This window comes from Kitasatospora sp. NPDC086009 (assembly GCF_044540385.1).
Classification (GTDB): domain Bacteria; phylum Actinomycetota; class Actinomycetes; order Streptomycetales; family Streptomycetaceae; genus Kitasatospora.
In genome coordinates, this window is sequence record NZ_JBITSA010000001.1 from 223748 (window position 1) to 249285 (window position 25538).

Annotated in this window: 20 protein-coding genes and 2 tRNA genes; 2 read left to right on the forward strand and 20 right to left on the reverse strand. The window is 71.2% G+C overall.

Annotated features, from left to right (window positions below; all coding sequences use genetic code 11):
• The 19 genes from ACIF6L_RS01045 to ACIF6L_RS01135 form a co-directional block, all read right to left on the reverse strand.
• Positions 1–1215: a cytochrome P450 gene (locus ACIF6L_RS01045; protein WP_329488156.1), complete on the reverse strand. Its 1215-nt coding sequence runs from the start codon at positions 1213–1215 to the stop codon at positions 1–3.
• 69 nt (positions 1216–1284) lie between these two features.
• Positions 1285–2025 (reverse strand): Sir2 family NAD-dependent protein deacetylase, encoded by a 741-nt coding sequence (locus ACIF6L_RS01050; protein WP_329488158.1) that lies wholly within the window; start codon positions 2023–2025, stop codon positions 1285–1287.
• Between the two features lie 97 nt (positions 2026–2122).
• Positions 2123–2731 (reverse strand): hypothetical protein, encoded by a 609-nt coding sequence (locus ACIF6L_RS01055; RefSeq protein WP_396485661.1) that lies wholly within the window; start codon positions 2729–2731, stop codon positions 2123–2125.
• A gap of 132 nt (positions 2732–2863) precedes the next feature.
• Positions 2864–3553, reverse strand: a complete 690-nt coding sequence (locus ACIF6L_RS01060; protein WP_329488160.1) for a response regulator transcription factor — start codon at positions 3551–3553, stop codon at positions 2864–2866.
• The gene (locus ACIF6L_RS01065; RefSeq protein WP_396485663.1) at positions 3550–4755 is read right to left on the reverse strand and encodes a sensor histidine kinase; all 1206 of its coding nucleotides are present in this window, start codon (positions 4753–4755) and stop codon (positions 3550–3552) included. The genes ACIF6L_RS01060 and ACIF6L_RS01065 overlap by 4 nt, the downstream gene beginning before the upstream one ends.
• A gap of 76 nt (positions 4756–4831) precedes the next feature.
• A complete protein-coding gene (locus tag ACIF6L_RS01070) occupies positions 4832–5500 on the reverse strand; it encodes a DUF4097 family beta strand repeat-containing protein (RefSeq protein WP_396485665.1) in 669 nt (222 codons plus the stop codon).
• A gap of 172 nt (positions 5501–5672) precedes the next feature.
• Positions 5673–5746 (reverse strand) — tRNA-Met (locus tag ACIF6L_RS01075).
• 213 nt (positions 5747–5959) lie between these two features.
• The gene (locus tag ACIF6L_RS01080; RefSeq protein WP_329488164.1) at positions 5960–9850 is read right to left on the reverse strand and encodes a DNA-directed RNA polymerase subunit beta'; all 3891 of its coding nucleotides are present in this window, start codon (positions 9848–9850) and stop codon (positions 5960–5962) included.
• 103 nt (positions 9851–9953) lie between these two features.
• Positions 9954–13430 (reverse strand): DNA-directed RNA polymerase subunit beta, encoded by a 3477-nt coding sequence (gene rpoB, locus ACIF6L_RS01085; protein ID WP_329488165.1) that lies wholly within the window; start codon positions 13428–13430, stop codon positions 9954–9956.
• A gap of 825 nt (positions 13431–14255) precedes the next feature.
• A complete protein-coding gene (gene rplL / locus ACIF6L_RS01090; protein WP_329488166.1) occupies positions 14256–14636 on the reverse strand; it encodes a 50S ribosomal protein L7/L12 in 381 nt (126 codons plus the stop codon).
• Positions 14637–14726: 90 nt separating this feature from the next.
• On the reverse strand, positions 14727–15290 hold the full coding sequence (rplJ, locus tag ACIF6L_RS01095; protein WP_359803449.1) for a 50S ribosomal protein L10: 564 nt from the start codon (positions 15288–15290) through the stop codon (positions 14727–14729).
• A 339-nt stretch (positions 15291–15629) separates the two neighbouring features.
• Positions 15630–16490 carry a hypothetical protein gene (locus tag ACIF6L_RS01100; protein ID WP_329488168.1) on the reverse strand — a complete coding sequence of 287 codons (861 nt, stop codon included), beginning with the start codon at positions 16488–16490 and terminating at the stop codon, positions 15630–15632.
• Between the two features lie 169 nt (positions 16491–16659).
• A complete protein-coding gene (locus tag ACIF6L_RS01105) occupies positions 16660–17484 on the reverse strand; it encodes a hypothetical protein (protein ID WP_352286324.1) in 825 nt (274 codons plus the stop codon).
• A gap of 93 nt (positions 17485–17577) precedes the next feature.
• Complete coding sequence (locus tag ACIF6L_RS01110; protein ID WP_396492449.1) at positions 17578–18402, reverse strand: hypothetical protein; 825 nt, start codon at positions 18400–18402, stop codon at positions 17578–17580.
• Positions 18403–18574: 172 nt separating this feature from the next.
• Positions 18575–19297, reverse strand: a complete 723-nt coding sequence (gene rplA, locus ACIF6L_RS01115; RefSeq protein WP_359803441.1) for a 50S ribosomal protein L1 — start codon at positions 19295–19297, stop codon at positions 18575–18577.
• A 76-nt stretch (positions 19298–19373) separates the two neighbouring features.
• Positions 19374–19808 carry a 50S ribosomal protein L11 gene (gene rplK, locus ACIF6L_RS01120; protein WP_148644356.1) on the reverse strand — a complete coding sequence of 145 codons (435 nt, stop codon included), beginning with the start codon at positions 19806–19808 and terminating at the stop codon, positions 19374–19376.
• Between the two features lie 180 nt (positions 19809–19988).
• Complete coding sequence (gene nusG, locus ACIF6L_RS01125) at positions 19989–20912, reverse strand: transcription termination/antitermination protein NusG (RefSeq protein ID WP_396485672.1); 924 nt, start codon at positions 20910–20912, stop codon at positions 19989–19991.
• A gap of 212 nt (positions 20913–21124) precedes the next feature.
• Positions 21125–21481: a preprotein translocase subunit SecE gene (gene secE, locus ACIF6L_RS01130; RefSeq protein ID WP_329488174.1), complete on the reverse strand. Its 357-nt coding sequence runs from the start codon at positions 21479–21481 to the stop codon at positions 21125–21127.
• Positions 21482–21630: 149 nt separating this feature from the next.
• Positions 21631–21703: transfer RNA gene (locus ACIF6L_RS01135), tRNA-Trp, on the reverse strand.
• A 274-nt stretch (positions 21704–21977) separates the two neighbouring features.
• Between ACIF6L_RS01135 and ACIF6L_RS01140 the strand changes: the two genes are divergently transcribed.
• Entirely contained in the window at positions 21978–23225 is a 1248-nt protein-coding gene (locus ACIF6L_RS01140; protein WP_396485674.1) for a pyridoxal phosphate-dependent aminotransferase, read from the forward strand.
• A 106-nt stretch (positions 23226–23331) separates the two neighbouring features.
• A complete protein-coding gene (locus ACIF6L_RS01145) occupies positions 23332–24429 on the forward strand; it encodes an adenosine deaminase (protein ID WP_396485675.1) in 1098 nt (365 codons plus the stop codon).
• Here ACIF6L_RS01145 and ACIF6L_RS01150 read toward each other — a convergent pair.
• On the reverse strand, positions 24426–25475 hold the full coding sequence (locus ACIF6L_RS01150; protein WP_396485677.1) for a UDP-N-acetylmuramate dehydrogenase: 1050 nt from the start codon (positions 25473–25475) through the stop codon (positions 24426–24428). The genes ACIF6L_RS01145 and ACIF6L_RS01150 overlap by 4 nt on opposite strands.
• Positions 25476–25538: the final 63 nt, after the last annotated feature.

Below are 25538 nucleotides of genomic sequence, written 5' to 3' on the forward strand. Positions count from 1 at the left end.
TCAGATCTCGACCAGCAGTTCCTCCAGCCCCCGGATCACGTAGCCCGGGCGCCACCGCGGCTCGCGGACCAGCCGCAGGCCGGGCGCCCGGCGCAGCAGTGCGCCGTAGGACTCGGTGAGCTCCAGTCTGGCGAGCGGGGCGCCGAGACAGAAGTGGATTCCGGCGCCGAAGGTGACGTGCGGGTTGTCGGCACGGCCGAGGTCGAGCCGGTCCGGGTCGGCGAACCGGGCCGGGTCCCGGTTGGCGGAGCCGAAGAGCAGCGCGACCTCGGAGCCGCGCGGGACGGTGACGCCGCGGACCTCGATGTCCTCCAGCACCCAGCGTTCGAACATCTGGAGCGGGGTGTCCCAGCGCATCAGTTCCTCGACCGCGGTGGGGAGCAGCTCGTCCACCGAGCCGCGCAGCCGGGCGAGTTCACCGGGGTTGCGGAACAGCGCCCACCAGCCGTTGCCGGTGGTGTTGACGGTCGCCTCGTGGCCGGCGTTCAGCAGCAGCACGCAGGTGGAGACCATCTCCTGCTCGCTGAGCGCGTCGGCGCCCTCCTGGGCCTGGATCAGCGCGCTGATCAGGTCGCCGCCGGGCTCGGTCCGGCGCTCGCGGATCAGGGCGCGCAGGTAGTCCGAGAACTCGGTGCTCGCGGTGACGGCCCGGCGGGCGGCCTCCTCGGTCGGGTTGAGCTCGAACATGCCGGTGATGTCGGCCGACCACGGCCGCAGCAGGTGCCGGTCGCCCTCCGGTACGCCCAGCATCTCGGCGATCACCGCGACCGGCAGCGGCTCGGCGACGGCGGCGACCAGGTCGCCGCCGCCGGCCGCGAGCAGCCCGTCCACGAGCTCCGCGGCGAGCCGCCGGACGGTCGGGCGCAGCCCCTCGACCATGCGCGGGGTGAAGGCCTTGGAGACCAGCCGCCGGATCCGGGTGTGGTCCGGCGCCTCCAGGTCGAGCAGCCCGTGGTCGTTGAGGGTGTGGAACGGCTCGTGCGCCGGGTCGGGCGCGGGCCGGCCGAACTCCTCGTGGGTGAAGCGGTGGGTGTACGTCCGCCCCAGCCGCCGGTCCCGCAGCAGCGCGCTGACGTCCTCGTGGCGGGACACCAGCCACTGTCCGGTCGGCTCGTAGTACGTCACCGGGGCGTGCTCGCGCAGCTCGGTGTACGCGTCGTAGGGGTGGGCCACGAACGCCGCCGACCAGGGGTCGAACTTCGCCGTCGTCGTCATCGGTCGATCACTCCTGGCCGTGAGGGGGAGCCGGGGTGATCATCGTACGCAGGCGGCCGGTCCGGTCCACTAGGCCTGCTCGGCCACCAGCCGGCGGACCAGGGCGGGGAGCGCGGTGGAGATCGGCTCCCGGATCACCTCGTCCGCCGCCTCGTCGAACGGCGTGGGCTCGCCGTTGACGACGACCAGCCGGGCACCGGACTCCAGCGCGATCTGCGGGAGGGCGGCCACCGGGTACACCTGGAGGCTGGTCCCGACGGCGACGAACAGGTCGCAGGCCCGGGCCACGGCGTCGGCCCGCTGGAGCACCACCGGGTCCAGTGCCTCGCCGAACATCACCGTGCGGGGCTTGAGCACCCCGCCGCACGCCCGGCAGGCCGGGTCCGGCTCACCGGCGGCGACGCGTTCCAGCGCCTCGGCCGTCGGGCCGACGACGTGGCAGCGCACGCACTCCACCTCCCGCGCGGTGCCGTGCAGTTCGAGCACCTTGCGGGCGGGCAGCCCGGCCCGCTGGTGCAGGCCGTCCACGTTCTGGGTGAGCACCCGCACCGGCAGACCGCTGCGCTCCAGCTCGACCAGCGCGAGGTGGCCGGCGTTCGGCTCGGCGGCCAGTGCGCCGGTGTCCCGGCGCAGCAGCCAGGCCCGACGGCGGACGTCCGGATCGGCCAGGTAGGGGCCGATGGTGACGAGTTCCTGGGCCCGCGGATCGCGCTGCCAGAGGCCGTTCGGGCCGCGGTAGTCGGGGATGCCGGAGTCGGTGGAGACGCCGGCGCCGGTGAGAACGGCGATCAGCGGGCGCTTGGCGGTCATGCCCGGGACGTTACGGGCCCGCCGCCGCGCGCCGCCACCGGAATTCCCCGGGCACGACGGGCCGGCCGCCCCACCCCCGTGCGAACGGCCCGCCCGCTCAGGCCGCGACCGGGCGGCGCACCCCGCCGAACCCCGCCAGCGGTGCCAGCGCCGCCAGGTAGAGCGCGGCGGCCGGCGGGATCAGCGCCAGGTCGGCGGCCGTCAGCGCCGTCCCGACCAGCACCAGCACCGGGCTCCACCACCGCAGCGCCCGGGTCGCCCCGGCCGAGGCGGCGACCAGCAGCGCCAGCAGGCCGACGTAGAACAGCAGCGGACCGACCGAGTAGAAGGCCGGCAGCACGCCCGGCCTGCTCTGGATGCCGTCGAACAGCCGGTGCTGGTCGGACTTGTCCACGGCGACCGCCCCCACGTACAGGTCGATCCCGATCTGGACCACCGAGGCCGCCAGTCCCGCGAAGGCCACCGCCGTGGCCGCGTTCGCGGCGATCCGGCCGGCCGGACGGCGCGGTGCGAGCAGCCCGCGCAGCGCGGCGAGCAGCGGACCGAACAGCAGCAGCCCCGCCAGCATCAGGGCGTGGCCCACCGTCCAGCCGGGGCCGGGCTCCCGTGAGCCCTCCAGCAGCCGGACACCGCCGTACAGCGCCATCAGGACGGGGGCGCCGACGGCGGCGATCGGGGTGAGGCGGTCGAGCCTGGTGACGGTCATGGGTGTTCTCCGCTCCGCGAGTGCGATTCCGACACTCCGGATGCTGGCCGCCGGGCCCCTCGTCGCGGATCACCCGCACCGGCGATCCCGCCGGCTCCCCCGCGCGGGGGACTCCCCCGGGCCGGGGCGCCGTCAGCCCTCCCCCGCGACGACCGCTCCCGCCTCGTACGCGAACACCACCGCGTGCACCCGGTCCCGCAGCCCCAGCTTGCTCAGCACATTGCTGACGTGCGTCTTCACGGTGTGCTCGCTGACCACCAGCTCGGCGGCGATCTCCGCGTTGGAGAGCCCCCGGGCCAGCAGCCGCAGCGTCTCCCGCTCCCGCAGGGTCAGCTGCTCCAGCAGCCGGGACGGCGCCCGGACGCCCTGCGCGGGCGGCCTGGCCCCGCCCGGCCGGCGGGCGGCGAACTCGCCGATCAGCCGGCGGGTCACCGACGGCGCCAGCAGCGCCTCGCCCGAGGCCACCATCCGCACGCCGTGCGCCAGGTCGTCCCGGCGGACGTCCTTGAGCAGGAACCCGCTCGCCCCGGCGTAGAGCGCGTCGAAGACGTAGTCGTCGATGTCGAAGGTGGTCAGCATGATCACCTTGGTCTCCGGGTGGTCCGCGCAGACCCGGCGGGCCGCCTCCAGGCCGTCCATCACCGGCATCCGGACGTCCAGCAGCAGGACGTCCGGGCCGTGCTCGCGTACCGCCTCGACCGCCTCGGCGCCGTCGCGCGCCTCCGCGACCACCTCGATGTCCGGCTGTGCGTCCAGGATCATCCCGAACCCGGCCCGCACCAGCTCCTGGTCGTCCGCGACGACCACCCGGATCGGCTTCACCGGCCCACCCTCTCCCTCGACGCACCCTCGCCCAGCGGCAGCCTGGCACTCACCAGGAAGCCGTTCCCCTCCGGTCCCGGCCCGGCCTCGGCCCGCCCGCCGCAGGCCGCGGCCCGCTCCCGGATGCCGACCAGCCCGCGCCCGCCGGACCAGTCCGCCGCACGGTCCGCCGGCCGGCGCACCCCGCGCCCGTTGTCGGACACCACGACCTCCAGCACCCCGCCCGAGCGGACCACCCGCACGGCCGCCCGGTCCGCCCCGGCGTGCTTGACCGTGTTGGTCAGCGCCTCCTGCACGATCCGGTAGGCGGCCGCCTCCACGTCCGCGGGCAGCGGGCCCGGCGAGCCTTCCGGGTCCAGCTCCAGCTCCACCCGCAGTCCCGCCCCGCGGACCCGCTCGACCAGGCCCGCGAGCTCGGCCAGCCGCGGCTGCGGCGCCAGCTCCGGAGCCGCGCCGTCCTCCTTCAGCACCCCGAGCACCCGCCGCAGCTGCACCATGGCGTCCCGGCCGGAGTCGGCGATGGTGTCGAAGGTCCTGATCGCCCGCTCCGGGTCCTTGTGCACCACCAGCGGGCCGGCCTCCGCCTGGATCACCATCAGCGACACGGCGTGCGCCAGGATGTCGTGCATCTCCCGGGCGATCCGGCCGCGCTCCTGCGCCACCGCGCGCGCCGCGTCGCTGGCCGCCCGCCGGCCGGCCTCCCGGGCCCGCTCCGCCTCCACCTGCGCCAGCCGGCGCAGTTCGCGCACCAGCGAGCCGAAGACGAAGGCACCGACCGAGGTCAGCAGCGAGAACAGCATGCCGTTGAGCGAGTGGGTCCCCACCACGTTGGCCGCCACCACCACGGCCAGCACCGCCCAGCGCTGCCGGTCCGGCGCGCGCTCGGCCACCGTGTACACGGTGATCACCGCGTACAGCGGCAGCTGCGGCATCACCGGGTGCGCCACCACCGAGAGCACCGCCGACACCCCGCCGCTGACGGCCATCACGGCGAGCGGGGCCCGCCGCCGCCAGGGCAGCGGAAGCGCGGTGCCGAGCGCCAGCAGATAGACCCACCAGGGCCGGGTGACGTCGTCGTGGTACACCGCCCAGAACGAGACCCCGGCCGATCCGACGGCCAGCAGGGTGTCCAGCACGTAGGGGCTCACCCCGGCGAACCGCGCCCGCCAGGCCCGCCCCGGCACGAACCGGTCCTCGTCCACGTACCCCCCGTACCCGGGGACCCCGCCCCCGCGGAGAAGATCATGCCCTACCGGCAGCACCGTGGGCACCGGCCCGTCAGGCACCGCCGACCGTCACGCCGCCGGTCTCGGCCCGCGCCGTGATGCTGCGCGCCGCCCCCGCCGCGCGGGGCACCTCCACCGAGACGTCGCCCGTCCCGGCGCTCGCGTCCACCGCGTACGCCTGCCCCGCCGGCACCCGGACCCGGACCCCGCCCGTCCGCGCCCGGGCCTCCACGGTGGTCGGGCTCCCCGCGAAGGAGGCCTCGATCCCGCCCGTCCCGGTGCTCAGCCGCACCACCGGCGAGGTCAGCCCGCTCGCCTCCACACCACCGGTGCCGGCCTTCACCTCCACCTCGGCGGCCAGCCCGGTCAGCCGCACCCCGCCGGTCTCCGTGCCGACCCGCACCCGGGTGCCGGCCGGCACGTCCACCTCGTAACCGACCCCGCAGTTGTCGCAGTCGTAGCGCAGCGTCAGGGTGCCGTCCCGGACCTCGTGGCTGCTCGTCGGCGCCGCGCCCCGGTAGTTCTGGTGCTCGGTGACCCGCACCGCCTCCCCGCCGCCGCGGATCGTGACCCCGCCGGTGCGCCCCTCGACCACCAGCTCCCGCACCGGCCCGTCCACGCCGTAGCCGACGTCCCGCCGCTGCTCGTCGGCCCGCAGACAGCCCGACACCCCGGCCAGCACCGCCCCGGTGACCGCCATCGCACCCAGTACCCGCTTCATCGCCGGCTCCCCTCCACGTCCGTCGTTCCGACGCCGCCCAGCCTCTCCCGCCGCCCCCGGCCGGCGCCTCGCCCTCCCGAGCGGTTCCCCCGGCTCCCCCGCGCGAGGGAGGCGGGCGACCCGGGAACGCCGAAGGGCCCGGAGGCTGAATGCCTCCGGGCCCTTCACTGTGTAGCGGGGACAGGATTTGAACCTGCGACCTCTGGGTTATGAGCCCAGCGAGCTACCGAGCTGCTCCACCCCGCGTCGGTAAACACGACTCTACGCGACTTCGTCCGGGGAACCTAATCGGTTTGATATTCGCCCCCGCCAACGGCCCCGCGGAGCCGGTGCGGAGCCCCCGCCGCGTCCTCTCCGACCCCGCCGGCCCCCGGGAAGGCCCCCGGAAGACCCCGGGAAACGCCGCCGGGCGGCCACCCCCGTGAGGGGTGACCGCCCGGCGGTTCAGGGACCGTCGACTCAGCCGGTGTAGGGGCCGTAGTCGTAGTCGTCCAGCGGCACCGCCTGGCCGGAGCCGGCGCCGAAGGGCGACAGGTCGTAGTCGTCGTAGCCGACGGCCGAGTACATCGCGGCCTTGGCCTCCTCGGTCGGCTCGACCCGGATGTTGCGGTAGCGGGGCAGACCCGTACCGGCCGGGATGAGCTTACCGAGGATGACGTTCTCCTTGAGGCCCAGCAGCGGGTCCGACTTGGCGTGGATCGCCGCGTCGGTGAGGACCCGGGTCGTCTCCTGGAAGGAGGCGGCCGACAGCCAGGACTCGGTGGCCAGCGAGGCCTTGGTGATACCCATCAGCTGCGGACGGCCGGAGGCGGGGTGACCGCCCTCGGAGACCACACGACGGTTCTCGGTCTCGAAGCGGCCGCGCTCGACGAGCTCGCCCGGGAGCAGCTCGGCGTCGCCCGACTCGATGATCGTCACGCGGCGCAGCATCTGCCGGATGATGATCTCGATGTGCTTGTCGTGGATCGACACGCCCTGCGAGTTGTAGACCTTCTGGACCTCGGCGACCAGGTGGATCTGGACGGCACGCTGGCCCATGATCCGCAGCACGTCGTGCGGGTTGGTGGCACCCATGGTCAGCTTCTGGCCGACCTCGACCGCCTCGCCCTCGCTGACGAGCAGCTTCACACGCTTCGAGACCGGGTAGGCGATCTCGTCGGTGCCGTCGTCCGGCGTGACGACCAGCTTGCGGGTCTTCTCGGTGTCCTCGATGCGGACCCGGCCCTGCGCCTCCGAGATCGGGGCCACACCCTTGGGGGTACGGGCCTCGAAGAGCTCGACGACACGGGGCAGACCCTGCGTGATGTCGTCACCGGCCACACCACCGGTGTGGAAGGTACGCATGGTCAGCTGGGTACCGGGCTCACCGATGGACTGGGCGGCGATGATGCCGACCGCCTCACCGATGTCGACCAGCTTGCCGGTGGCCAGCGAGCGGCCGTAGCAGAAGGCACAGGTGCCGACGGCCGACTCACAGGTCAGGATCGAGCGGGTCTTGACCTCGCTGATGCCGTGGCGGATCAGCTCGTCGATCAGCACGTCACCGAGGTCGGTGTTGGCGGTGGCGAGGAGCTTGCCGTCCACCGTGATGTCCTCGGCCAGCATGCGGGCGTAGACGCTGGTCTCGACGTCGTCCGTCTTGCGCAGGACGCCGTTCTCGACCGTGCCGATCGCCAGCTTGAGGCCGCGCTCGGTGCCGCAGTCCTCCTCGCGGATGATGACGTCCTGGGAGACGTCGACCAGACGACGGGTGAGGTAGCCGGAGTCGGCGGTACGCAGCGCGGTGTCGGCCAGACCCTTACGGGCACCGTGGGTCGAGATGAAGTACTCGAGAACGGTGAGGCCCTCACGGAACGACGCCTTGATGGGACGCGGGATCGTCTCGTTCTTGGCGTTGGACACCAGACCACGCATACCGGCGATCTGACGCATCTGCATCATGTTTCCACGAGCACCCGAGTCGACCATCATGAAGATGGGGTTCGTCTTCGGGAAGTTCGCGTTCATGGCCTCGGCGACCTCGTTGGTCGCCTGGGTCCAGATGCCGATGAGCTCCTGCTTGCGCTCGTCGTTGGTGATCAGGCCGCGCTCGTACTGACGCTGGACCTTCTCCGCCTTCGCCTCGTAGCCCTCGAGGATCTGGGGCTTGCTCGGCGGGACGACGACGTCGGAGATCGAGACCGTGACACCCGAGCGGGTGGCCCAGTGGAAGCCGGCCGCCTTCAGGTTGTCCAGGGTCGCCGCGACGACGACCTTGGGGTAGCGCTCCGCCAGGTCGTTGACGATCGCGGAGAGCTGCTTCTTGCCCACCTCGTAGTCGACGAACGGGTAGTCCTCGGGCAGCAGCTCGTTGAAGAGCGCGCGGCCCAGGGTGGTCTTCAGGCGGAAGGACTCGCCCTCGAACCAGTTCGACTGACCGTCCTCGTCGACCGGCGGGGTCCAGCCACGGGGCGGGACGGTGCCGATCGGCAGGCGGATGTCGATGACGGCCTGGACGTCCAGCTCCTTGGCGTCGAAGGCCATGACGGCCTCGGCGGTCGAGGAGAAGGAGCGGCCGGCGCCCTTGACGTTGTCGCGGTCCGAGGTCAGGAAGAACAGACCCAGCACCATGTCCTGGGTCGGCATGGTGACGGGGCGACCGTCGGCCGGCTTCAGGATGTTGTTCGAGGACAGCATCAGGATGCGGGCCTCGGCCTGCGCCTCCGCGGAGAGCGGCAGGTGGACGGCCATCTGGTCACCGTCGAAGTCCGCGTTGAACGCGGTGCAGACGAGCGGGTGGATCTGGATGGCCTTGCCCTCGACCAGCTGGGGCTCGAAGGCCTGGATGCCGAGGCGGTGCAGGGTGGGCGCGCGGTTCAGCAGCACCGGGTGCTCGGCGATGACCTCTTCGAGGACGTCCCACACGACCGGGCGGGCACGCTCGACCATGCGCTTGGCCGACTTGATGTTCTGCGCGTGGTTCAGGTCCACCAGGCGCTTCATCACGAACGGCTTGAAGAGCTCCAGCGCCATGGCCTTGGGCAGACCGCACTGGTGCAGCTTGAGCTGCGGGCCGACGACGATGACCGAACGGGCCGAGTAGTCGACTCGCTTGCCGAGCAGGTTCTGACGGAAACGACCCTGCTTGCCCTTCAGCATGTCGCTGAGGGACTTCAGCGGGCGGTTGCCGGGGCCCGTGACCGGGCGACCACGACGGCCGTTGTCGAACAGCGCGTCGACGGCCTCCTGGAGCATGCGCTTCTCGTTGTTCACGATGATCTCGGGGGCACCGAGGTCGAGAAGGCGCTTCAGGCGGTTGTTGCGGTTGATCACGCGGCGGTACAGGTCGTTCAGGTCGGAGGTCGCGAAGCGGCCACCGTCCAGCTGCACCATCGGACGCAGGTCCGGCGGGATGACCGGGACGCAGTCCAGCACCATGCCGTTGGGCTTGTTGGTGGTCTGCAGGAACGCGGAGACGACCTTGAGGCGCTTCAGCGCACGGGTCTTCTTCTGGCCCTTGCCGGTGCGGATGATCTCGCGCAGGCGCTCGGACTCCTCCGCCAGGTCGAAGGTCTCGAGGCGGTCCTTGAGGGCCGCCGCGCCCATCGAGCCGGAGAAGTAGGTGCCGAAGCGGTCGCGCAGCTCGCGGTAGAGCAGCTCGTCGCCCTCCAGGTCCTGGACCTTGAGGTTCTTGAAGCGGGCCCACACCTCGTCGAGGCGGTCGAGCTCGCGCTGCGCGCGGTCGCGCAGCTGCTTCATCTCGCGCTCGGCACCCTCGCGCACCTTGCGGCGCACGTCGGCCTTGGCGCCCTCGGCCTCCAGCTCGGCCAGGTCGGTCTCGGCCTTCTTGGCGCGGGCTTCGAGGTCGGAGTCGCGGCGGTTCTCGATCTGCTGGCGCTCGACCGAGACGTGCGCCTCCAGGGACGGGAGGTCGCGCTGGCGACGCTCGTCGTCCACCCAGGTGATCATGTAGGCGGCGAAGTAGATGACCTTCTCGAGGTCCTTCGGCGCCAGGTCGAGCAGGTAGCCCAGGCGGGACGGGACACCCTTGAAGTACCAGATGTGGGTGACCGGGGCGGCCAGCTCGATGTGGCCCATCCGCTCACGGCGCACCTTGGCGCGGGTCACCTCGACGCCGCAGCGCTCACAGATGATGCCCTTGAAGCGGACGCGCTTGTACTTACCGCAGTAGCACTCCCAGTCCCGGGTCGGACCGAAGATCTTCTCGCAGAAGAGTCCGTCCTTTTCGGGCTTCAGGGTGCGGTAGTTGATGGTCTCCGGCTTCTTGACCTCGCCGTGCGACCACTGGCGGATGTCGTCGGCGGTGGCCAGGCCGATGCGGAGCTCGTCGAAGAAGTTGACGTCAAGCACTGGTCGTCAAGCCCTCTTTCGTAAGTCGAGAGTCGTTCATGTGGTCTGAGGGGGGCCTGGGGGCGGGCCGGCTCCCAGTGGTGAAGAGCCGGCCCTGCCTCCGTCAGACCTCTTCGACGCTGCTCGGCTCGCGCCGGGACAGGTCGATGCCGAGCTCCTCGGCGGCGCGGAACACGTCCTCGTCGGAGTCCCGCATCTCGATGGACTGGCCGTCCGAGGACAGCACCTCCACGTTGAGGCAGAGCGACTGCATTTCCTTGATGAGCACCTTGAAGGACTCGGGAATGCCGGGCTCGGGGATGTTCTCGCCCTTGACGATGGCCTCGTAGACCTTCACGCGGCCGAGAACGTCGTCGGACTTGATGGTGAGGAGTTCCTGCAGCGCGTAGGCGGCGCCGTACGCCTCAAGGGCCCACACCTCCATCTCACCGAAGCGCTGACCACCGAACTGCGCCTTACCACCCAGCGGCTGCTGGGTGATCATCGAGTACGGGCCGGTCGAACGGGCGTGCAGCTTGTCGTCGACCAGGTGGTGCAGCTTGAGGATGTACATGTAGCCGACCGAGACCGGCATCGGGAACGGCTCGCCGGAGCGGCCGTCGAACAGCCGGGCCTTACCGGTGGAGTTCACCAGGCGCTCACCGTCACGGGTGAGGGTGGTGTTGTCCAGCAGGCCGGTGATCTCGTCCTCGCGGGCGCCGTCGAAGACCGGGGTGGCGAGGTTGGTGCCGCCCTGGACGGTGTCGGCGCCGATCGCCTGGAGGCGCTGGGCCCACTCGTCGGCAAGGCCGGAGACGTCCCAGCCCTGCTTGGCGAGCCACCCGAGGTGGATCTCCAGGACCTGTCCCGGGTTCATTCGGGACGGGACACCCAGCGGGTTGAGGATGATGTCGACCGGGGTGCCGTCCTCCAGGAACGGCATGTCCTCGACCGGCAGGATCTTCGAGATGACGCCCTTGTTGCCGTGACGGCCGGCGAGCTTGTCACCGTTGGTGATCTTGCGCTTCTGGGCCACGTAGACGCGGACCAGCTGGTTGACGCCCGGGGGCAGCTCGTCGCCCTCTTCGCGGTCGAAGACGCGGACGCCGATGACCTTGCCGGACTCACCGTGCGGCACCTTCAGCGAGGTGTCGCGGACCTCACGGGCCTTCTCGCCGAAGATCGCGCGGAGCAGGCGCTCCTCCGGGGTCAGCTCGGTCTCACCCTTGGGCGTGACCTTGCCGACCAGGATGTCACCGGTGACGACGTCGGCGCCGATCCGGATGATGCCGCGCTCGTCGAGGTCGGCGAGGACCTCCTCGGAGACGTTCGGGATGTCCCGGGTGATCTCCTCGGGGCCGAGCTTGGTGTCACGGGCGTCGACCTCGTGCTCCTCGATGTGGATCGAGGAGAGGACGTCGTCCTGCACGAGGCGCTGCGACAGGATGATCGCGTCCTCGTAGTTGTGACCCTCCCACGACATGAACGCCACGAGCAGGTTCTTGCCGAGGGCCATCTCGCCCTCGTCGGTGCACGGGCCGTCGGCCAGCACCTGGTTGACCTCGACCCGGGCGCCCTCGTCCACGAGCACCTTCTGGTTGAAGGCGGTGCCCTGGTTGGAGCGGGTGAACTTGGCGGCGCGGTACGTGGTGTACGTGCCGTCGTCGTTGGCCACGGTGACGTAGTCGGCCGAGACCTCCTGGACGACACCGGCCTTCTCGGCGGTGATGACGTCCGCGGCGTCGACGGCGCAGCGGTACTCCATGCCGGTGCCGACCAGCGGAGCCTCGCTCTTCAGCAGCGGCACCGCCTGGCGCATCATGTTCGAGCCCATGAGCGCGCGGTTGGCGTCGTCGTGCTCGAGGAACGGGATCATGGCGGTCGCGACCGACACCATCTGGCGCGGCGAGACGTCCATGTAGTCGATCTCGGTGCCCGGGATGTAGTCGATCTCGCCGCCACGGCGGCGGACCAGGACACGCGGCTCGGCGAAGGTCAGCTCCGCCGTCAGCGGGGCGTTGGCCTGCGCGATGACGTAGCGGTCCTCCTCGTCGGCCGTGAGGTAGTCGACCTGCTCGGTGACGACACCCTCGATGACCTTGCGGTACGGGGTCTCGATGAAGCCGAACGCGTTGACCCGGCCGTACGAGGCCAGCGACCCGATCAGACCGATGTTCGGGCCTTCCGGGGTCTCGATCGGACACATGCGCCCGTAGTGCGAGGGGTGCACGTCACGGACCTCGAAGCCGGCGCGCTCACGGGAGAGACCACCGGGGCCGAGGGCGGACAGACGGCGCTTGTGGGTCAGGCCCGACAGCGGGTTCGTCTGGTCCATGAACTGCGACAGCTGGCTGGTGCCGAAGAACTCCTTGATGGAGGCGACGACCGGCCGGATGTTGATCAGGGTCTGCGGCGTGATCGCCTCGACGTCCTGGGTGGTCATGCGCTCGCGCACGACGCGCTCCATACGGGCGAGACCCGTACGGACCTGGTTCTGGATGAGCTCGCCGACGTTGCGCAGACGACGGTTGCCGAAGTGGTCGATGTCGTCGACCTCGACCACGATGTCGCGGCCCTCGGTGTCACGCCACTCGGTCTCGCCCGCGTGCAGCTTCACCAGGTACTTGATCGCACCGATGATGTCGGGCTCGGTGAGCACGCCGGAGTCCAGCGACTCGGCGTTGCCCAGCTTGCGGTTGACCTTGTAACGGCCGACCTTGGCGAGGTCGTAGCGCTTCGGGTTGAAGTAGAGGTTCTCCAGAAGCGTCTGCGCGGCCTCGCGGGTGGGCGGCTCGCCCGGGCGCAGCTTGCGGTAGATGTCGAGCAGCGCGTCGTCCTGGCCCTGGGTGTGGTCCTTCTCCAGGGTGGCGCGCATCGACTCGTACTCGCCGAACTCCTCGAGAATCATCTCGTTGGTCCAGCCGAGCGCCTTGAGCAGCACGGTGACGGACTGCTTGCGCTTGCGGTCGATGCGGACGCCGACCATGTCGCGCTTGTCGATCTCCATCTCCAGCCAGGCACCACGCGAGGGGATGACCTTGCAGGAGTAGATGTCCTTGTCGGACACCTTGTCCAGGGTGGAGTCGAAGTACACACCCGGGGAGCGGACGAGCTGCGAGACGACGACACGCTCGGTGCCGTTGATCACGAACGTGCCCTTGTGGGTCATGAGCGGGAAGTCGCCCATGAAGACCGTCTGAGACTTGATCTCACCGGTCTCGTTGTTGGTGAACTCGGCCGTGACGAAGAGCGGGGCCGCGAACGTGAAGTCGCGGTCCTTGCACTCGTCAATGGAGTTCTTCGGCGGCTCGAAACGGTGGTCGCGGAAGGTCAGCGACATCGACCCACTGAAGTCCTCGATCGGCGAGATCTCTTCGAAGATCTCCTCCAGACCGGACTTGGTGGGGACGTCCTGACCACTCTCCAGGGCCGCCTCGACCCGGGCCTTCCAGGCCGCGTTGCCGAGCAGCCAGTCAAAGCTCTCGGTCTGCAGGGCCAGGAGGTTCGGGACCTCGAGGGGCTCCTTGATCTTCGCGAACGAAACGCGGAGCGGGGCGGTGGATGCGGCGGAATTGTTCGAGGCGTTGCGCGGCGCGGCCAAGAGGGGGGTCCTTCCGAGGGCTCGGAGCTCACTGCGCGCGTACCGGCCGGGCCTGGAAAGGCTTGGTCCCACCTCCCTCGCCACTGGCCTCTGCCGGGTCGTGAAACCCGAGGTCAGAGCCGTTTTGCGGAGGCGGTGCCAGACCCCTTCAGGGCAACGCAAACTCCGGGCGACGAGTCACGGAGCAGCTAACAGGCAGCGCAAAGGGACAGTGTAGCCAAACGGCACACTGCTGTCCAGCTCTGATTCGGAAACCGAATCGGAGACTCCTCCCGGTAGCCGGCGAGCGCGAACGCCCGCCGGGTACTGCACTGGCCCGGACACCGCCGGGCCGCCTCGACTCACGTGGAGTCACTTCCCTCCGGAGCCGCTGGTTATGCATCCACCAGCGAACCAACCGGGGCGGACTCGCGCCACGAGAATCGCGCGCCGCGCCCGGTTCGTCAAGGGCCCGCCTCCGGCACGGACCTCGACCCGTCCATCGCCCTGGACCCGCCCGGCGTTACAGAAGCCGTGGTGAGGGCCACTCTCGATGACAGCGATCACCCTACCCGCCCGCACCGACGGTGCCGAGTGCGCTCTCGGCCACTCCGGTGCCGCCGGGTAGCGGGGGCCGCCGCGGGGCCGCCACGGGGCCGCCGCGGCCCGCTCCGGACGCCTCTGCCCGGCCCCCGGCGCCGGCGCCCGGTCCGGACCCTCCCGGGGCCCGGGAACACGAAAAAGGCCGGGCCGACCACCCGCGAGGGTGATCGGCCCGGCCCGTGGCATCCTCCGCCCTCAGTGAGGGCGTGCGGCTGCCTCCCGGCCCTCAGGGCCGGGGAGGAGTCACTTGACGGTGACCTTGGCGCCAGCGGCCTCGAGGGCAGCCTTGGCCTTCTCGGCAACGTCCTTGGCAACCTTCTCCAGGACCTTGGCACCAGCGGTGTCAACGAGGTCCTTGGCCTCCTTCAGGCCGAGGGAGGTCAGGGTGCGCACCTCCTTGATGACCTGGATCTTCTTGTCGCCGGCACCGTCGAGGATGACGTCGAACTCGTCCTGCTCCTCAACAGCCTCGACCGGGGCAGCGCCACCGGCGGCGGCAACGGCGACCGGAGCGGCAGCGGTGACGTCGAACTTCTCCTCGAACGCCTTCACGAAGGCGGCGAGCTCGATGAGGGTGAGCTCCTCGAACTGCGCGAGCAGCTCGTCCTGGGTCAGCTTCGCCATGATTGGCGTCCTTCCACTAATTCGGCAGGTGGTGCCGTATGTACGGGTTGGCGGGCGTACGGGCCCGCAGCGAGGCGTGAGCCTGCGGAATTACTCCGCGGCCTCGTCCTCGGCGGCGGGAGCCGGCGTACCGGCACCGCCCTGCTCGACCTTGTCGCGCAGCGCGTCCACAGTGCGGACGAGCTTCGACGGCAGGGCCTGGAAGAGCGCGGCAGCCTGGGACTGCTTGCCCTTCAGCGCGCCGGCCAGCTTGGCGAGCAGCACCTCGCGGGACTCGAGGTCCGCGAGCTTCTTGATCTCATCGGCGGTCAGCGCCTTACCGTCAAGGACACCGCCCTTGATGATGAGAGCGGGGTTCTCCTTGGCGAAGTCACGCAGAGCCTTCGCCGACTCCACCGGGTCACCGGTGACGAAGGCGACAGCCGTCGGACCGGCGAACAGGTCGTCGAGCTCCGTGATCCCGGCCTCATTGGCCGCAATCTTGGTCAGCGTGTTCTTCACCACGGCGTACTGGGCGTTGTCACCCAGCGAGCGACGCAGGGTCTTAACCTGCTTCACCGTCAGACCGCGGTACTCGGTCAGCACGGCCGCGTTCGAGGCACGGAACTGCTCCGTGATCTCGGCGACGGCGGCAGCCTTGTCGGGCCTAGCCATAGGCTTACGCCTCCTTCCGTGATGTCGAAGTCAGGCCGACCGCGAAAGTCGACCATTCGAACCTCGGACCACCGGACGGAAGGAAAGCTCCTGCGGAAAAGCAGATGAGCCCCGGTGCGCAGGCGCACGGGGCTCAGTTCGACCTCGACGGGTCCACGTGCGAACACGCGGGTCCCGGAAGTCCAAGCTCCAAACAATCCTGCGCGGGCTGCCTGCGACGAATCGCAGATCCTTCGGTCCCCGCGCCCCTTGCGAGTGCACGGCGACAACCAGCGGTCTTTGGCTTCGGTAACACTAGCCGGACTCGGCCGTCCGGGGCAAATCGCCCACCCGGGGCCCTCAGCGGGCCAGCGGGGAGATGCTTCGGGTGCCCACGTCCACGGTGTCCGCCTCGGCCGGGGCCTGCACCGAGAGGGTGCCGGCGAAGTCGCTGTAGAGCACCGCGTCGTCCGCCCGGCCGCTCGCCCCGGTGCCCGTGCGCTGCAGCCGGACCAGCTGGTCCTTGTCGTTCAGCCACAGGTCCAGGGTCAGCGAGACCGAGCCACCGGGGGCCAGCGCGGCCCGCAGGCCGTCCCGGCGGGCCTGGCCCAGCTGGACCTGGGCGGCCGCGTAGCGCTCGGCGTCGGTGGTGACCCGGAAGTGCTCGACCGCCGAGTCCTCGAACTTCTCCTCGCCGAGGTACTGCGCCTCGATCCCGTCGGCGGTCGCGGCGGCCAGCGCCTCGACCGGGTTCAGCAGGTCGATCAGCCCGGCGTAGGGGATCTCCCGGTGGCCGTCCGCGGTCGGCGCCACGGAGAACCGCTCCCAGTGCCGGCCGGCCTGCCGGGCCGCGGTGGCCGCGTCACCGCCCTGGTACGCGACGGTGTCCACGACGATCAGCTGCTCGGCCTCGGCCGAAGTGGAACGTTTGACCTGGAGCGCGGTCTTCGGCTGCCAGAACAGCGGGCCGGAGCCGGCGTCCGCCCCCAGCCGGTAGCTGACCTTGGCCCGGCGGGCGGTCTGCATGGTGAGCTGGGCGGAGAGCAGGACGCCGTGCGGCGACCGGTCGGTGGGTTTGGCCGGCCCGGTCGCGGCGACGGTGCTCGGCGACGGGGTGCCGGACGGCACCGGCGAGGCGCCCCCGCCGCTGCCGCACGCGGTGAGACCGCTCGCCAGGAGCACCGCGGCCGTGATGGCCGCCAGTCGCTGCCGCACCGCCATGCCCCCTCTCCTTCCGTCCGGTCACCACTGCGGCGGTCCCGCTGCGGGCCGCCCCGTCCCCGGCCGCCGTGGACCGGCCGTGCTGTTCCAGCCACCTTGCCACCAGGGACCGGACCGACCTGCGGCGACCCCCTCGGCCCGTCGGGCGGTGTCGCCGGGCCCGGTGGGGTCAGCTGCGGAAGAGCTTGGCGAAGTCGGCCCCCTTGCCGACGTCGCCCGCGGCCGGTGCCTCGATCTTGGGCGCGGCGCCGAGGCCCGAGTAGGTGACGGTGACGGCCGAGGACTCGCCGCCCTTGTCGCCGTACTCCCGGAGCTGGACGAGCTCCTGCTTGTCGTTGATCCAGAAGTCCACGGTCAGCGTGCTGCCGCCGGTGTCGAGCGTCTGGCGGACGGCCGCGCGCTGGTCGCCGCCGAGCGCGCTCAGGCTGTCGGCCAGCTTGGCCACCTCCTCGACGGCGCGGTAGTGGGTGGTCTGGACCCCGCCGACCGCCTCCGCGCCGACCTTGGTGAGCTTGCCGCCCTGGGCCGCCGCCGACAACTGGAGGACCGGGTTCGTCAGTTGCGCGACGGTCAGGAACATCACCGACATCGAGCCGACGACCGGGTCCTTCGGCTCGATCCTGGCCCAGTGCTTCCCGCCCAGCACGGCCGTGGTCTGCAGGCCGCCGCCGAGGTAGACCTCGTCACCGATGATCCTCGCCCTGGTGCCCGACTCGGTCTTGGCCGCGACGTCGACGACGGTCCGCTGCTGCCATTCGGCGGTACCGGCCATCGGGCCGGCCTCCGCGGTCAGCGCGAGCGAGCCGTTGCCGGCCCGCTGCATCACCACGGCCGAGGCGGCCAGCGCCGCCCGCGGGTCGAGTCCCGCCGCGGCGCCGGCCACGGCGTCACCGGCCGCCTTGGTGCCGGTCGTACCGTCGCTGCCGCAGGCCGCCAGCCCGGCGGCCAGGACGGTCGCCGCGACCGTGACGCACGCATGGCGCAGAACGCGCATAAGGAGCCCCCCCAAAGACCTGATCATCAGAAAATACCCAGCGGACTCTAATGGATCACCGGGCGCCTTCCCCACCGCGTGCGGTGGCGCCGCCTAGCCCGCGGGGGCCGGGCTCTCGGTGCCCGTCCCGAGCTCGGAGACGTCCGTCGTGGTGACCACGGTTCCGGCGCTGCCCACGGCGGTGGCGCGCAGCCGCAGCAGGCGGTCGCCGGGCGCGATCCAGACGTCGTACCCGATGGCGGTCACGCCGCGCTCCCGGTAGTAGCCGAGGACCACCGCGAGCCGCTCGGGGGTGAGGCCCTGGTCCGCGGCGAAGTACTCGGCCACCGGCGCGCTCCCCTGGTAGTGCGCCACGGTGGTGCCGGCGAGCTCCTCCCCGCCGAGCGAGGTGAGCCGGCCGGCCAGTGCCATGGTGTGCGCCGAGTCGCCCGGGTTGGATATCAGCCCGGTCATCCAGCCGCCCGCGTAGCCGCCCGCGCCCGGGACGGCTCGCGGGTCGAGCGACTCGGCCTCGGCCCGCTCGGCCCGCAGCGGCGCCGCCCCCTCGTACCCGAGGTCGACCGTGCCGTCCTGGCTGCGCAGCCGGCCGGTGCCCCGCTCGTCGGTGACGGTCAGCTCGGCCGCGTCCCGGGGGCCCCAGACCACGGTGCCGGCGGCGGTGCGCCGCCCGGCCGGGCCCTCCTCGACCGTCCGCACCCGCGCGCCGCCGGTGTCGTCCAGTGTCTGGGTGGCCGAGAGCAGCACCTGCTTGGGCGGGCGGACCGTCGCGGGTGTGCCCAGCGGCGTGCGGTCCCCCGAGACCGCCAGCAGGCTGCACGCCGTCAGGCCGCTGGCGAGCACCAGGAGGGCCGCCCCCCAGGCGGCGGGGCGAAGGGCGGGCGGCACGGCACACTCCGGCGGTCGGCTTCGGTCGGGCATCGATCAGATGATCGGACCGGCCGAGCGTACGACGAGCCGCCCGGGAGTTCCCCCACCGCCGGGATCTCGATCCGGACACGACGACGGGCCCGCACCCCCGGTGAAGGGGTACGGGCCCGTCGTGCGGACTACTGCTGCGCCCAGGACGCGGCTACCGGTCGGAGCTCAGGGCTCAGACGGAGGCCGGGTCCTCCTCGACCAGGAGGTTGCGGGTGCGGTTCGGGTCCACCAGGATGCCGGGGCCGATCGTGGTGCTGATCGCGGTCTTCTTGATGTAGCGACCCTTGGCGGCGGACGGCTTGGCGCGGAGCACCTCGTCCAGCGCGGCGGCGTAGTTCTCGACCAGCTGCTCGTCGGTGAAGGAGGCCTTACCGATGATGAAGTGCAGGTTCGAGTGCTTGTCGACGCGGAACTCGATCTTGCCGCCCTTGATCTCGTTCACGGCCTTGGCCACGTCCGGGGTCACGGTGCCGGTCTTCGGGTTCGGCATCAGGCCACGGGGACCGAGCACGCGGCCCAGGCGGCCGACCTTGCCCATGAGGTCCGGGGTGGCGACGACGGCGTCGAAGTCGAGGCGGCCCTTGGCGACCTCGTCGATGAGCTCGTCGGAGCCGACGATGTCGGCGCCCGCAGCACGCGCGGCCTCGGCACGCTCGCCGGTCGCGAAGACCAGGACCCGAGCGGTCTTACCGGTGCCGTGCGGGAGGATCACGGTGCTGCGGACCATCTGGTCGGCCTTGCGCGGGTCGACGCCCAGACGCATGGCGACCTCGACGGTGCCGTCGAACTTGCTGGTGCTGGTCGCCTTGGCGAGGCGGATGGCCTCGAGGGGGGCGTAAAGGCGCTCGCGGTCGACCTGTGCGTCCGCGGCCTTCAGAGCCTTGCTGCGCTTCACTGCTGCTCCTGAATGGGGAATGGAGTCGTGGTATGGACGGGCCGCGCAGGCCCTACCACAAGGACGAGAAGGGTGATCAGCCCTCGACCGTGATGCCCATCGACCGGGCGGTGCCGGCGATGATCTTGGACGCGGCGTCCAGGTCGTTGGCGTTCAGGTCGGGGAGCTTGACCGTGGCGATCTCGCGGACCTGGGCGGCCGTGAGCTTGGCGACCTTGGTCTTGTGCGGCTCGGCCGAGCCCTTGTCCACGCCCGCGGCCTTCAGGATGAGGCGCGCGGCCGGCGGCGTCTTCGTGATGAAGGTGAAGGAACGGTCGTCGTAGACCGTGATCTCCACCGGCACGATCATGCCGCGCTGCGACTCGGTCGCGGCGTTGTAGGCCTTGCAGAACTCCATGATGTTGACGCCGTGCTGACCCAGCGCGGGGCCGACCGGCGGCGCCGGGTTGGCCGCACCGGCGTTGATCTGGAGCTTGATAAGCCCCGTGACCTTCTTCTTCTTGGGAGGCATTTCTCTCCGGGTCCTTCCGAGAGGTGATTGCTGGTGCGTGCGGAACCGGGGCGACACCCAGCCGCCAGCACACACATCGGACCAGGCTAACGCGGATGCGCCGCTGGACCAAAACGACTTCGGGGCGGAGCCGAAGCCCCGCCCCGAAGCCGAGGACTCGTCCGAGTCCCCGCGGCCGTACTAGTTCTTCTGGATCTGGTCGAAGGAGAGCTCGACCGGGGTCTCCCGGCCGAAGATCTCGACCAGGCCCTTGACCTTCTTCGAGTCCGGGTTGATCTCGTTGATCGTCGCCTGGAGGGTGGCGAAGGGGCCGTCGGTGACGGTGACCGAGTCGCCGACCTCGAAGTCCAGGACCTGGATCTCGCTGGGCTTGACCGGCGACGGCTTGCCGGCGTCCCTGGCCGCCTGGCGCTCGACGTCGGGGGCGAGCATCTTGACGACCTCGTCCAGCGTCAGCGGGTACGGGTCGTAGGCGTTGCCGACGAAGCCGGTGACACCGGGGGTGTTGCGCACGACGCCCCAGGACTCCGGGGTGAGGTCCATGCGCACCAGCACGTAGCCGGGGAGCTTGTTCTGGCGGATGGTCTTGCGGTCGCCGTTCTTGATCTGGACGACCTCCTCCTGCGGCACCTCGGCCTGGAAGATGTACTCCTCGACGTTGAGGGAGACCGCGCGCTGCTCCAGGTTCTGCTTCACCCGGTTCTCGTAGCCGGCGTAGGTGTGGATCACGTACCACTCGCCGGGCATGAAGCGCAGGTCCTCGCGGAACTTGGCGACCGGGTCGACCTCGACGGCCTCCTCGGCGGCTTCCTCCTCGGCCTCCGCCTCGGCGCCGGCCTCGTCCGCCGCCTCGTCCTCGTCCTGGTCCTCGGCGGCCTCGGCGTCGAGCTCCTCGGCGGACTCCGCGTGCAGCGCGGCCTCCTCGGCGGGCTCGCCGGCCTCGGCCTCGTCGTCCGCCGCGACCTCGTCCTCGTCGCTGTCCGCGGCGTCCACGATCTGCTCGGCGGCCTCGGCTTCGTCAGCCAGCTCGGCCGCGTCCAGCTCGGCGGCGACATCCGCCTCGCGGACGGTCTCGTCGGCGTCGTACAGGGGGGACTCAGACACGGTGGCTGCTTCTTTCCTGGAGATGGTGAAGGTGGCGCGCTCCGGGACCTTTCCGGCGCCGCTCTGCTTCACACGGGCGCCAGGAGATGACTCGGAGACTTCAACAGTACCGAGTCAACGGTAGCGGCCTCGTACGTCCGGCGCCGACAGCTCGACCCGGGCCGAAGAATCGGCCCGGGTCGGGAAGCTGTTTCGAAGGTGGGACCGCTCGGTCAGCCGAAGACCCAGAGGCTGAGCTTCGAGAAGCCGTAGTCGAGGCCGGCGACGAACGCCATCACGACCACGACGAACACGACCACCACGGTGGTGTAGTTGACCAGCTCGTTGCGGGAGGGCCAGACGACCTTGCGCAGCTCCGCGATGATCTGGCGGTAGAACAGCGCGAGCCGGGCGAAGGCGCCCTTCTTGGCACGCTTGCCGGACTTCTTGTCCGCGCGGCCTGCCCGCTTGCGGTCGCGGCGCGACTGCCCCTCGTCCCCGCCCTCGGCAGGCGTGGTCTCGTCAGCGCCGTCGGCACCCTCGGGGTTGCCGCTCTCAGGCGTTGCGGTGGAGCCCGTGGTCTCCGTCACTCGTCCTCACCTGAATCCGGGTCCTGCCGAGCATCACCTGCGTGCCCGAGAGGGCACGAGCGGCCGGCTAAAGCGGTGCTGTTCGGAGCCCTCTCCGCATCAAGCCCGCTCGCTCTGTGGAGCGAACGGGCTGAATACGGATCAAGCAGCAGGGCAAGAGGGACTTGAACCCCCAACCGCCGGTTTTGGAGACCGGTGCTCTACCAATTGAGCTATTGCCCTACGGTGCCTCTCGGCCCCTGTAGCGACCACCAACCTACCGCATCTCCCGCCGCTGCATGCACAGGCGGTGGAAGCGTGGCTTCTCGGTGGCCGTCGAGGAGTGAGTGTACGTGGTCGAGAGGCGTTTGGTCGAACCTCTTCTTTCACGTCCGACCACCGAACCGGCCGCCTGACGACCACGGACCGGCCCCGCTCCGGGCCACCATCCGGACGAGCCCGTACATATGGTGAAACCCCCATGCCCGGTCCGTCCCGGTTCTGCGACCATGCAGGCATGAGCGCTTCCACCCCGCAGCCCGACAGTTCCGTCCGCCCCGCCGACCGCCGGGTCTCCGCCCGGATCGGCGCGATCGCCGAGTCCGCGACCCTCGCCGTGGACGCCAAGGCCAAGGCCCTCAAGGCGGCCGGCCGGCCGGTCATCGGCTTCGGCGCCGGCGAGCCGGACTTCCCCACCCCGGACTACATCGTCGAAGCCGCCGTCGAGGCCTGCCGCGACCCGAAGAACCACCGCTACACCCCGGCCGGCGGCCTGCCGGAGCTGAAGGCCGCGATCGCCGCCAAGACGCTGCGCGACTCCGGCTATGAGGTGGACGCCTCCCAGGTGCTGGTGACCAACGGCGGCAAGCAGGCGATCTACGAGGCCTTCGCCGCGATCCTCGACCCGGGCGACGAGGTCATCGTCCCTGCCCCGTACTGGACCACCTACCCGGAGTCGGTGCAGCTGGCCGGCGGTGTGCCGGTGGAGGTCGTGGCCGACGAGACCACCGGCTACAAGGTCTCGGTCGAGCAGCTGGAGGCCGCCCGCACCGAGAACACCAAGGTGGTGCTCTTCGTCTCGCCGTCCAACCCGACCGGCGCGGTCTACACCGAGGCCGAGGCCCGGGCCATCGGCGAGTGGGCCCTGGAGCACGGCCTCTGGGTGCTGACCGACGAGATCTACGAGCACCTGGTCTACGGCGACGCGAAGTTCACCTCGCTGCCGGCCCTGCTGCCCGAGCTCGCGGACAAGACCATCGTGGTCAACGGCGTGGCCAAGACCTACGCCATGACCGGCTGGCGGGTGGGCTGGCTGATCGCCCCCAAGGACGTCGTCAAGGCCGCGACCAACCTGCAGTCGCACGCCACCTCGAACGTCTCCAACGTCGCGCAGCGCGCCGCGCTCGCCGCCGTCAGCGGCGACCTCGCCGCCGTGCACGAGATGCGCACCGCCTTCGACCGGCGCCGCAAGACCATCGTGAAGATGCTGAACGAGATCGAGGGCGTCCTCTGCCCCGAGCCCGAGGGCGCGTTCTACGTCTACCCGTCGGTCAAGGGCCTGCTGGGCAAGGAGATCCGCGGCACCCGTCCGCAGAGCTCCGCCGAGCTGGCCGCGCTGATCCTGGACGAGGTCGAGGTCGCGGTCGTCCCCGGCGAGGCCTTCGGCACCCCGGGCTACCTGCGGCTCTCCTACGCGCTCGGCGACGCCGACCTGGTCGAGGGCGTCGGCCGGATGCAGAAGCTGCTCGCCGAGGCCACCGCCTGACGGTCCCGACCGTCCCGCTCCACCGCGGACCGCCCCCTTTTCACCCCTTCGGGGGACGGGAAGGGGGCGGTTCCCGTATCGGGGCCCGATACGGCAGTATCGGCGAATGGAACGCCTGCTGAATCCGCGAGACGTCAGGGACCTCCCCAAGGCCCACCTGCACCTGCACTTCACCGGCTCGATGCGCCCCGCCACCCTGCTGGAGCTGGCCGACAAGCACGGCGTCCGGCTGCCGGAGGCGCTCAGCTCCGCCGAGCCGCCCAGGCTGCGGGCCACCGACGAACGCGGCTGGTTCCGCTTCCAGCGCCTCTACGACACCGCCCGCTCGGTGCTGCGCGACGAGTCCGACATCCGCCGCCTGGTGCTGGAGACCGCCGAGGACGAGCGGCGGGACGGCTCCCGCTGGCTGGAGATCCAGGTCGACCCGACCTCGTACGCGCCCCGGCTGGGCGGTCTGATCCCCGCCCTCGAACTGATCCTGGACGCGGTGGAGCAGGCCGCCGGGGCGACCGGCGTCGGGATCCGGGTGCTGGTCGCGGCCAACCGGATGAAGTCCCCGATGGACGCCCGGACGCTGGCCCGGCTGGCCGTCCGCTACACCGACCGGGGGGTGGTCGGCTTCGGCCTCTCCAACGACGAACGGCGCGGCCTCGCCCGGGACTTCGACCGGGCCTTCGACATCGCCCGCAAGGGCGGGCTGCTGGCCGCCCCGCACGGCGGCGAACTGGCCGGGCCCGAGTCGGTCCGGGACTGCCTGGACGACCTGGGCGCCGGCCGGATCGGCCACGGCGTCCGGGCCGCCGAGGACCCCCGGCTGATGCAGCGGCTGGCCGAACGGCAGGTCACCTGCGAGGTCTGCCCGTCCTCCAACGTCTCGTTGGGCGTCTACGAGCGGGCCGAGGACGTCCCGCTGCGGCGACTGTTCGACGCGGGCGTCCCGCTGGCGCTGGGCGCCGACGACCCGCTGCTGTTCGGCACCCGGCTGGCCGCCCAGTACGAGCTGGCCCGCGACGTGCTCGGCTTCTCCGACGCCGAACTCGCCGAGCTGGCCCGCCAGTCGGTGCGCGGCTCACGCGCGCCGGACAGCGTCCGCAAGGAGCTGCTGGCGGACATCGACGGCTGGCTCGGGGACGGCACCACCCCAGGGGTGGCGGCTGCCCGGGGCTTCCCGGCCGCCCAGCACCCGGGCCGCGCCGCCGGCTAGAGCTCGACGCCCACCATCACCGGCTCGTTGACCAGCTCCACGCCGAACGCGGACCGGACGCCGTCGCGGATCTCGCGGGCCAGCGCCAGCAGGTCCTCGGCGGTGGCCGCGCCGCGGTTGGTCAGGGCCAGGGTGTGCTTGGTGGAGAGGGTGGCCGGGCCGCTGCCGTACCCCTTGCCGAAGCCGGCCTTGTCGATCAGCCAGGCCGCCGAGGTCTTGGTCCGGCCGTCCGGCGCCGGGTAGGCGGGGGCGGTGAGCTCGCGCGCGGCCGCCAGCGCCAGGAAGGCGGCGTACTGCTCGGCGGTCAGCACCGGGTTGGTGAAGAAGGAGCCCGCCGACCAGGTGTCGTGGTCGGCCGCGTCGAGCACCATGCCCTTGCCCGCGCGCAGCGTCAGCACGGCCTTCCAGGCGGTGGTGAGGTCGACCCGCTCACCCGGCAGCACGCCCAGGTGCCGGGCCGTCTCGGCGTAGGCGACCGGGGTGGAGAGCCCGCCGCCGTCCTCCAGGCCGAAGCGGACCCGGAGCACGACGTAGCGGTCCGGGTCGGCCTTGAAGCGGCTGTGCCGGTAGGAGAAGCCGCACTCGGCGTTGGTGAGGGTGACCACCCGGTCGCTCCGGCGGTCGTAGGCGACCACCTCGGTGATCGACTGGGCGACCTCCTGGCCGTACGCACCCACGTTCTGGACCGGGGTGGCACCGGCCGAGCCGGGGATCCCGGCCAGGAACTCGATCCCGGCCAGGCCGTGCTCCAGCACGGTCCTGGTCACCGCGTCGGCCCACACCTCACCGGCCGCGAGCTCCAGGGTGGTGCCGTCCAGCACGAAGCCGGTGGTGGCGATCCGCAGCACCGTCCCGGCGAAGCCGGCGTCGCCGATCACCAGGTTGGAGCCGCCGCCGAGGACCAGCAGCGGCTCGCCGGCCGCGTCGGCCTCCCGGACGGTGGCGATCACGTCCTCGTCGGTCTGCGCGGTCACCAGCCGGCGGGCGGGACCGCCGAGCCGCAGGGTGGTCAGCGGGGCGAGGGGGGCGTCGAGTTCTACCAGCACGCCCCCAGCGTACGGGGAGGGGCCGGTCCGCCCCTCCCCGCCGGGCGCTCGGGCTCCGGGCGC

Coding starts and splice junctions, on each gene's coding strand:
- rplJ (WP_359803449.1), bottom strand. CDS start 15,290: ATGGCTAGGCCCGACAAGGCTGCCGCCGTCGCCGAGATCACGGAGCAG.
- ACIF6L_RS01045 (WP_329488156.1), bottom strand. CDS start 1,215: ATGACGACGACGGCGAAGTTCGACCCCTGGTCGGCGGCGTTCGTGGCC.
- ACIF6L_RS01050 (WP_329488158.1), bottom strand. CDS start 2,025: ATGACCGCCAAGCGCCCGCTGATCGCCGTTCTCACCGGCGCCGGCGTC.
- rplK (WP_148644356.1), bottom strand. CDS start 19,808: ATGCCTCCCAAGAAGAAGAAGGTCACGGGGCTTATCAAGCTCCAGATC.
- ACIF6L_RS01100 (WP_329488168.1), bottom strand. CDS start 16,490: ATGGCGGTGCGGCAGCGACTGGCGGCCATCACGGCCGCGGTGCTCCTG.
- ACIF6L_RS01055 (WP_396485661.1), bottom strand. CDS start 2,731: ATGACCGTCACCAGGCTCGACCGCCTCACCCCGATCGCCGCCGTCGGC.
- ACIF6L_RS01105 (WP_352286324.1), bottom strand. CDS start 17,484: ATGCGCGTTCTGCGCCATGCGTGCGTCACGGTCGCGGCGACCGTCCTG.
- ACIF6L_RS01140 (WP_396485674.1), top strand. CDS start 21,978: ATGAGCGCTTCCACCCCGCAGCCCGACAGTTCCGTCCGCCCCGCCGAC.
- ACIF6L_RS01110 (WP_396492449.1), bottom strand. CDS start 18,402: ATGCCCGACCGAAGCCGACCGCCGGAGTGTGCCGTGCCGCCCGCCCTT.
- ACIF6L_RS01070 (WP_396485665.1), bottom strand. CDS start 5,500: ATGAAGCGGGTACTGGGTGCGATGGCGGTCACCGGGGCGGTGCTGGCC.
- ACIF6L_RS01145 (WP_396485675.1), top strand. CDS start 23,332: ATGGAACGCCTGCTGAATCCGCGAGACGTCAGGGACCTCCCCAAGGCC.
- rplL (WP_329488166.1), bottom strand. CDS start 14,636: ATGGCGAAGCTGACCCAGGACGAGCTGCTCGCGCAGTTCGAGGAGCTC.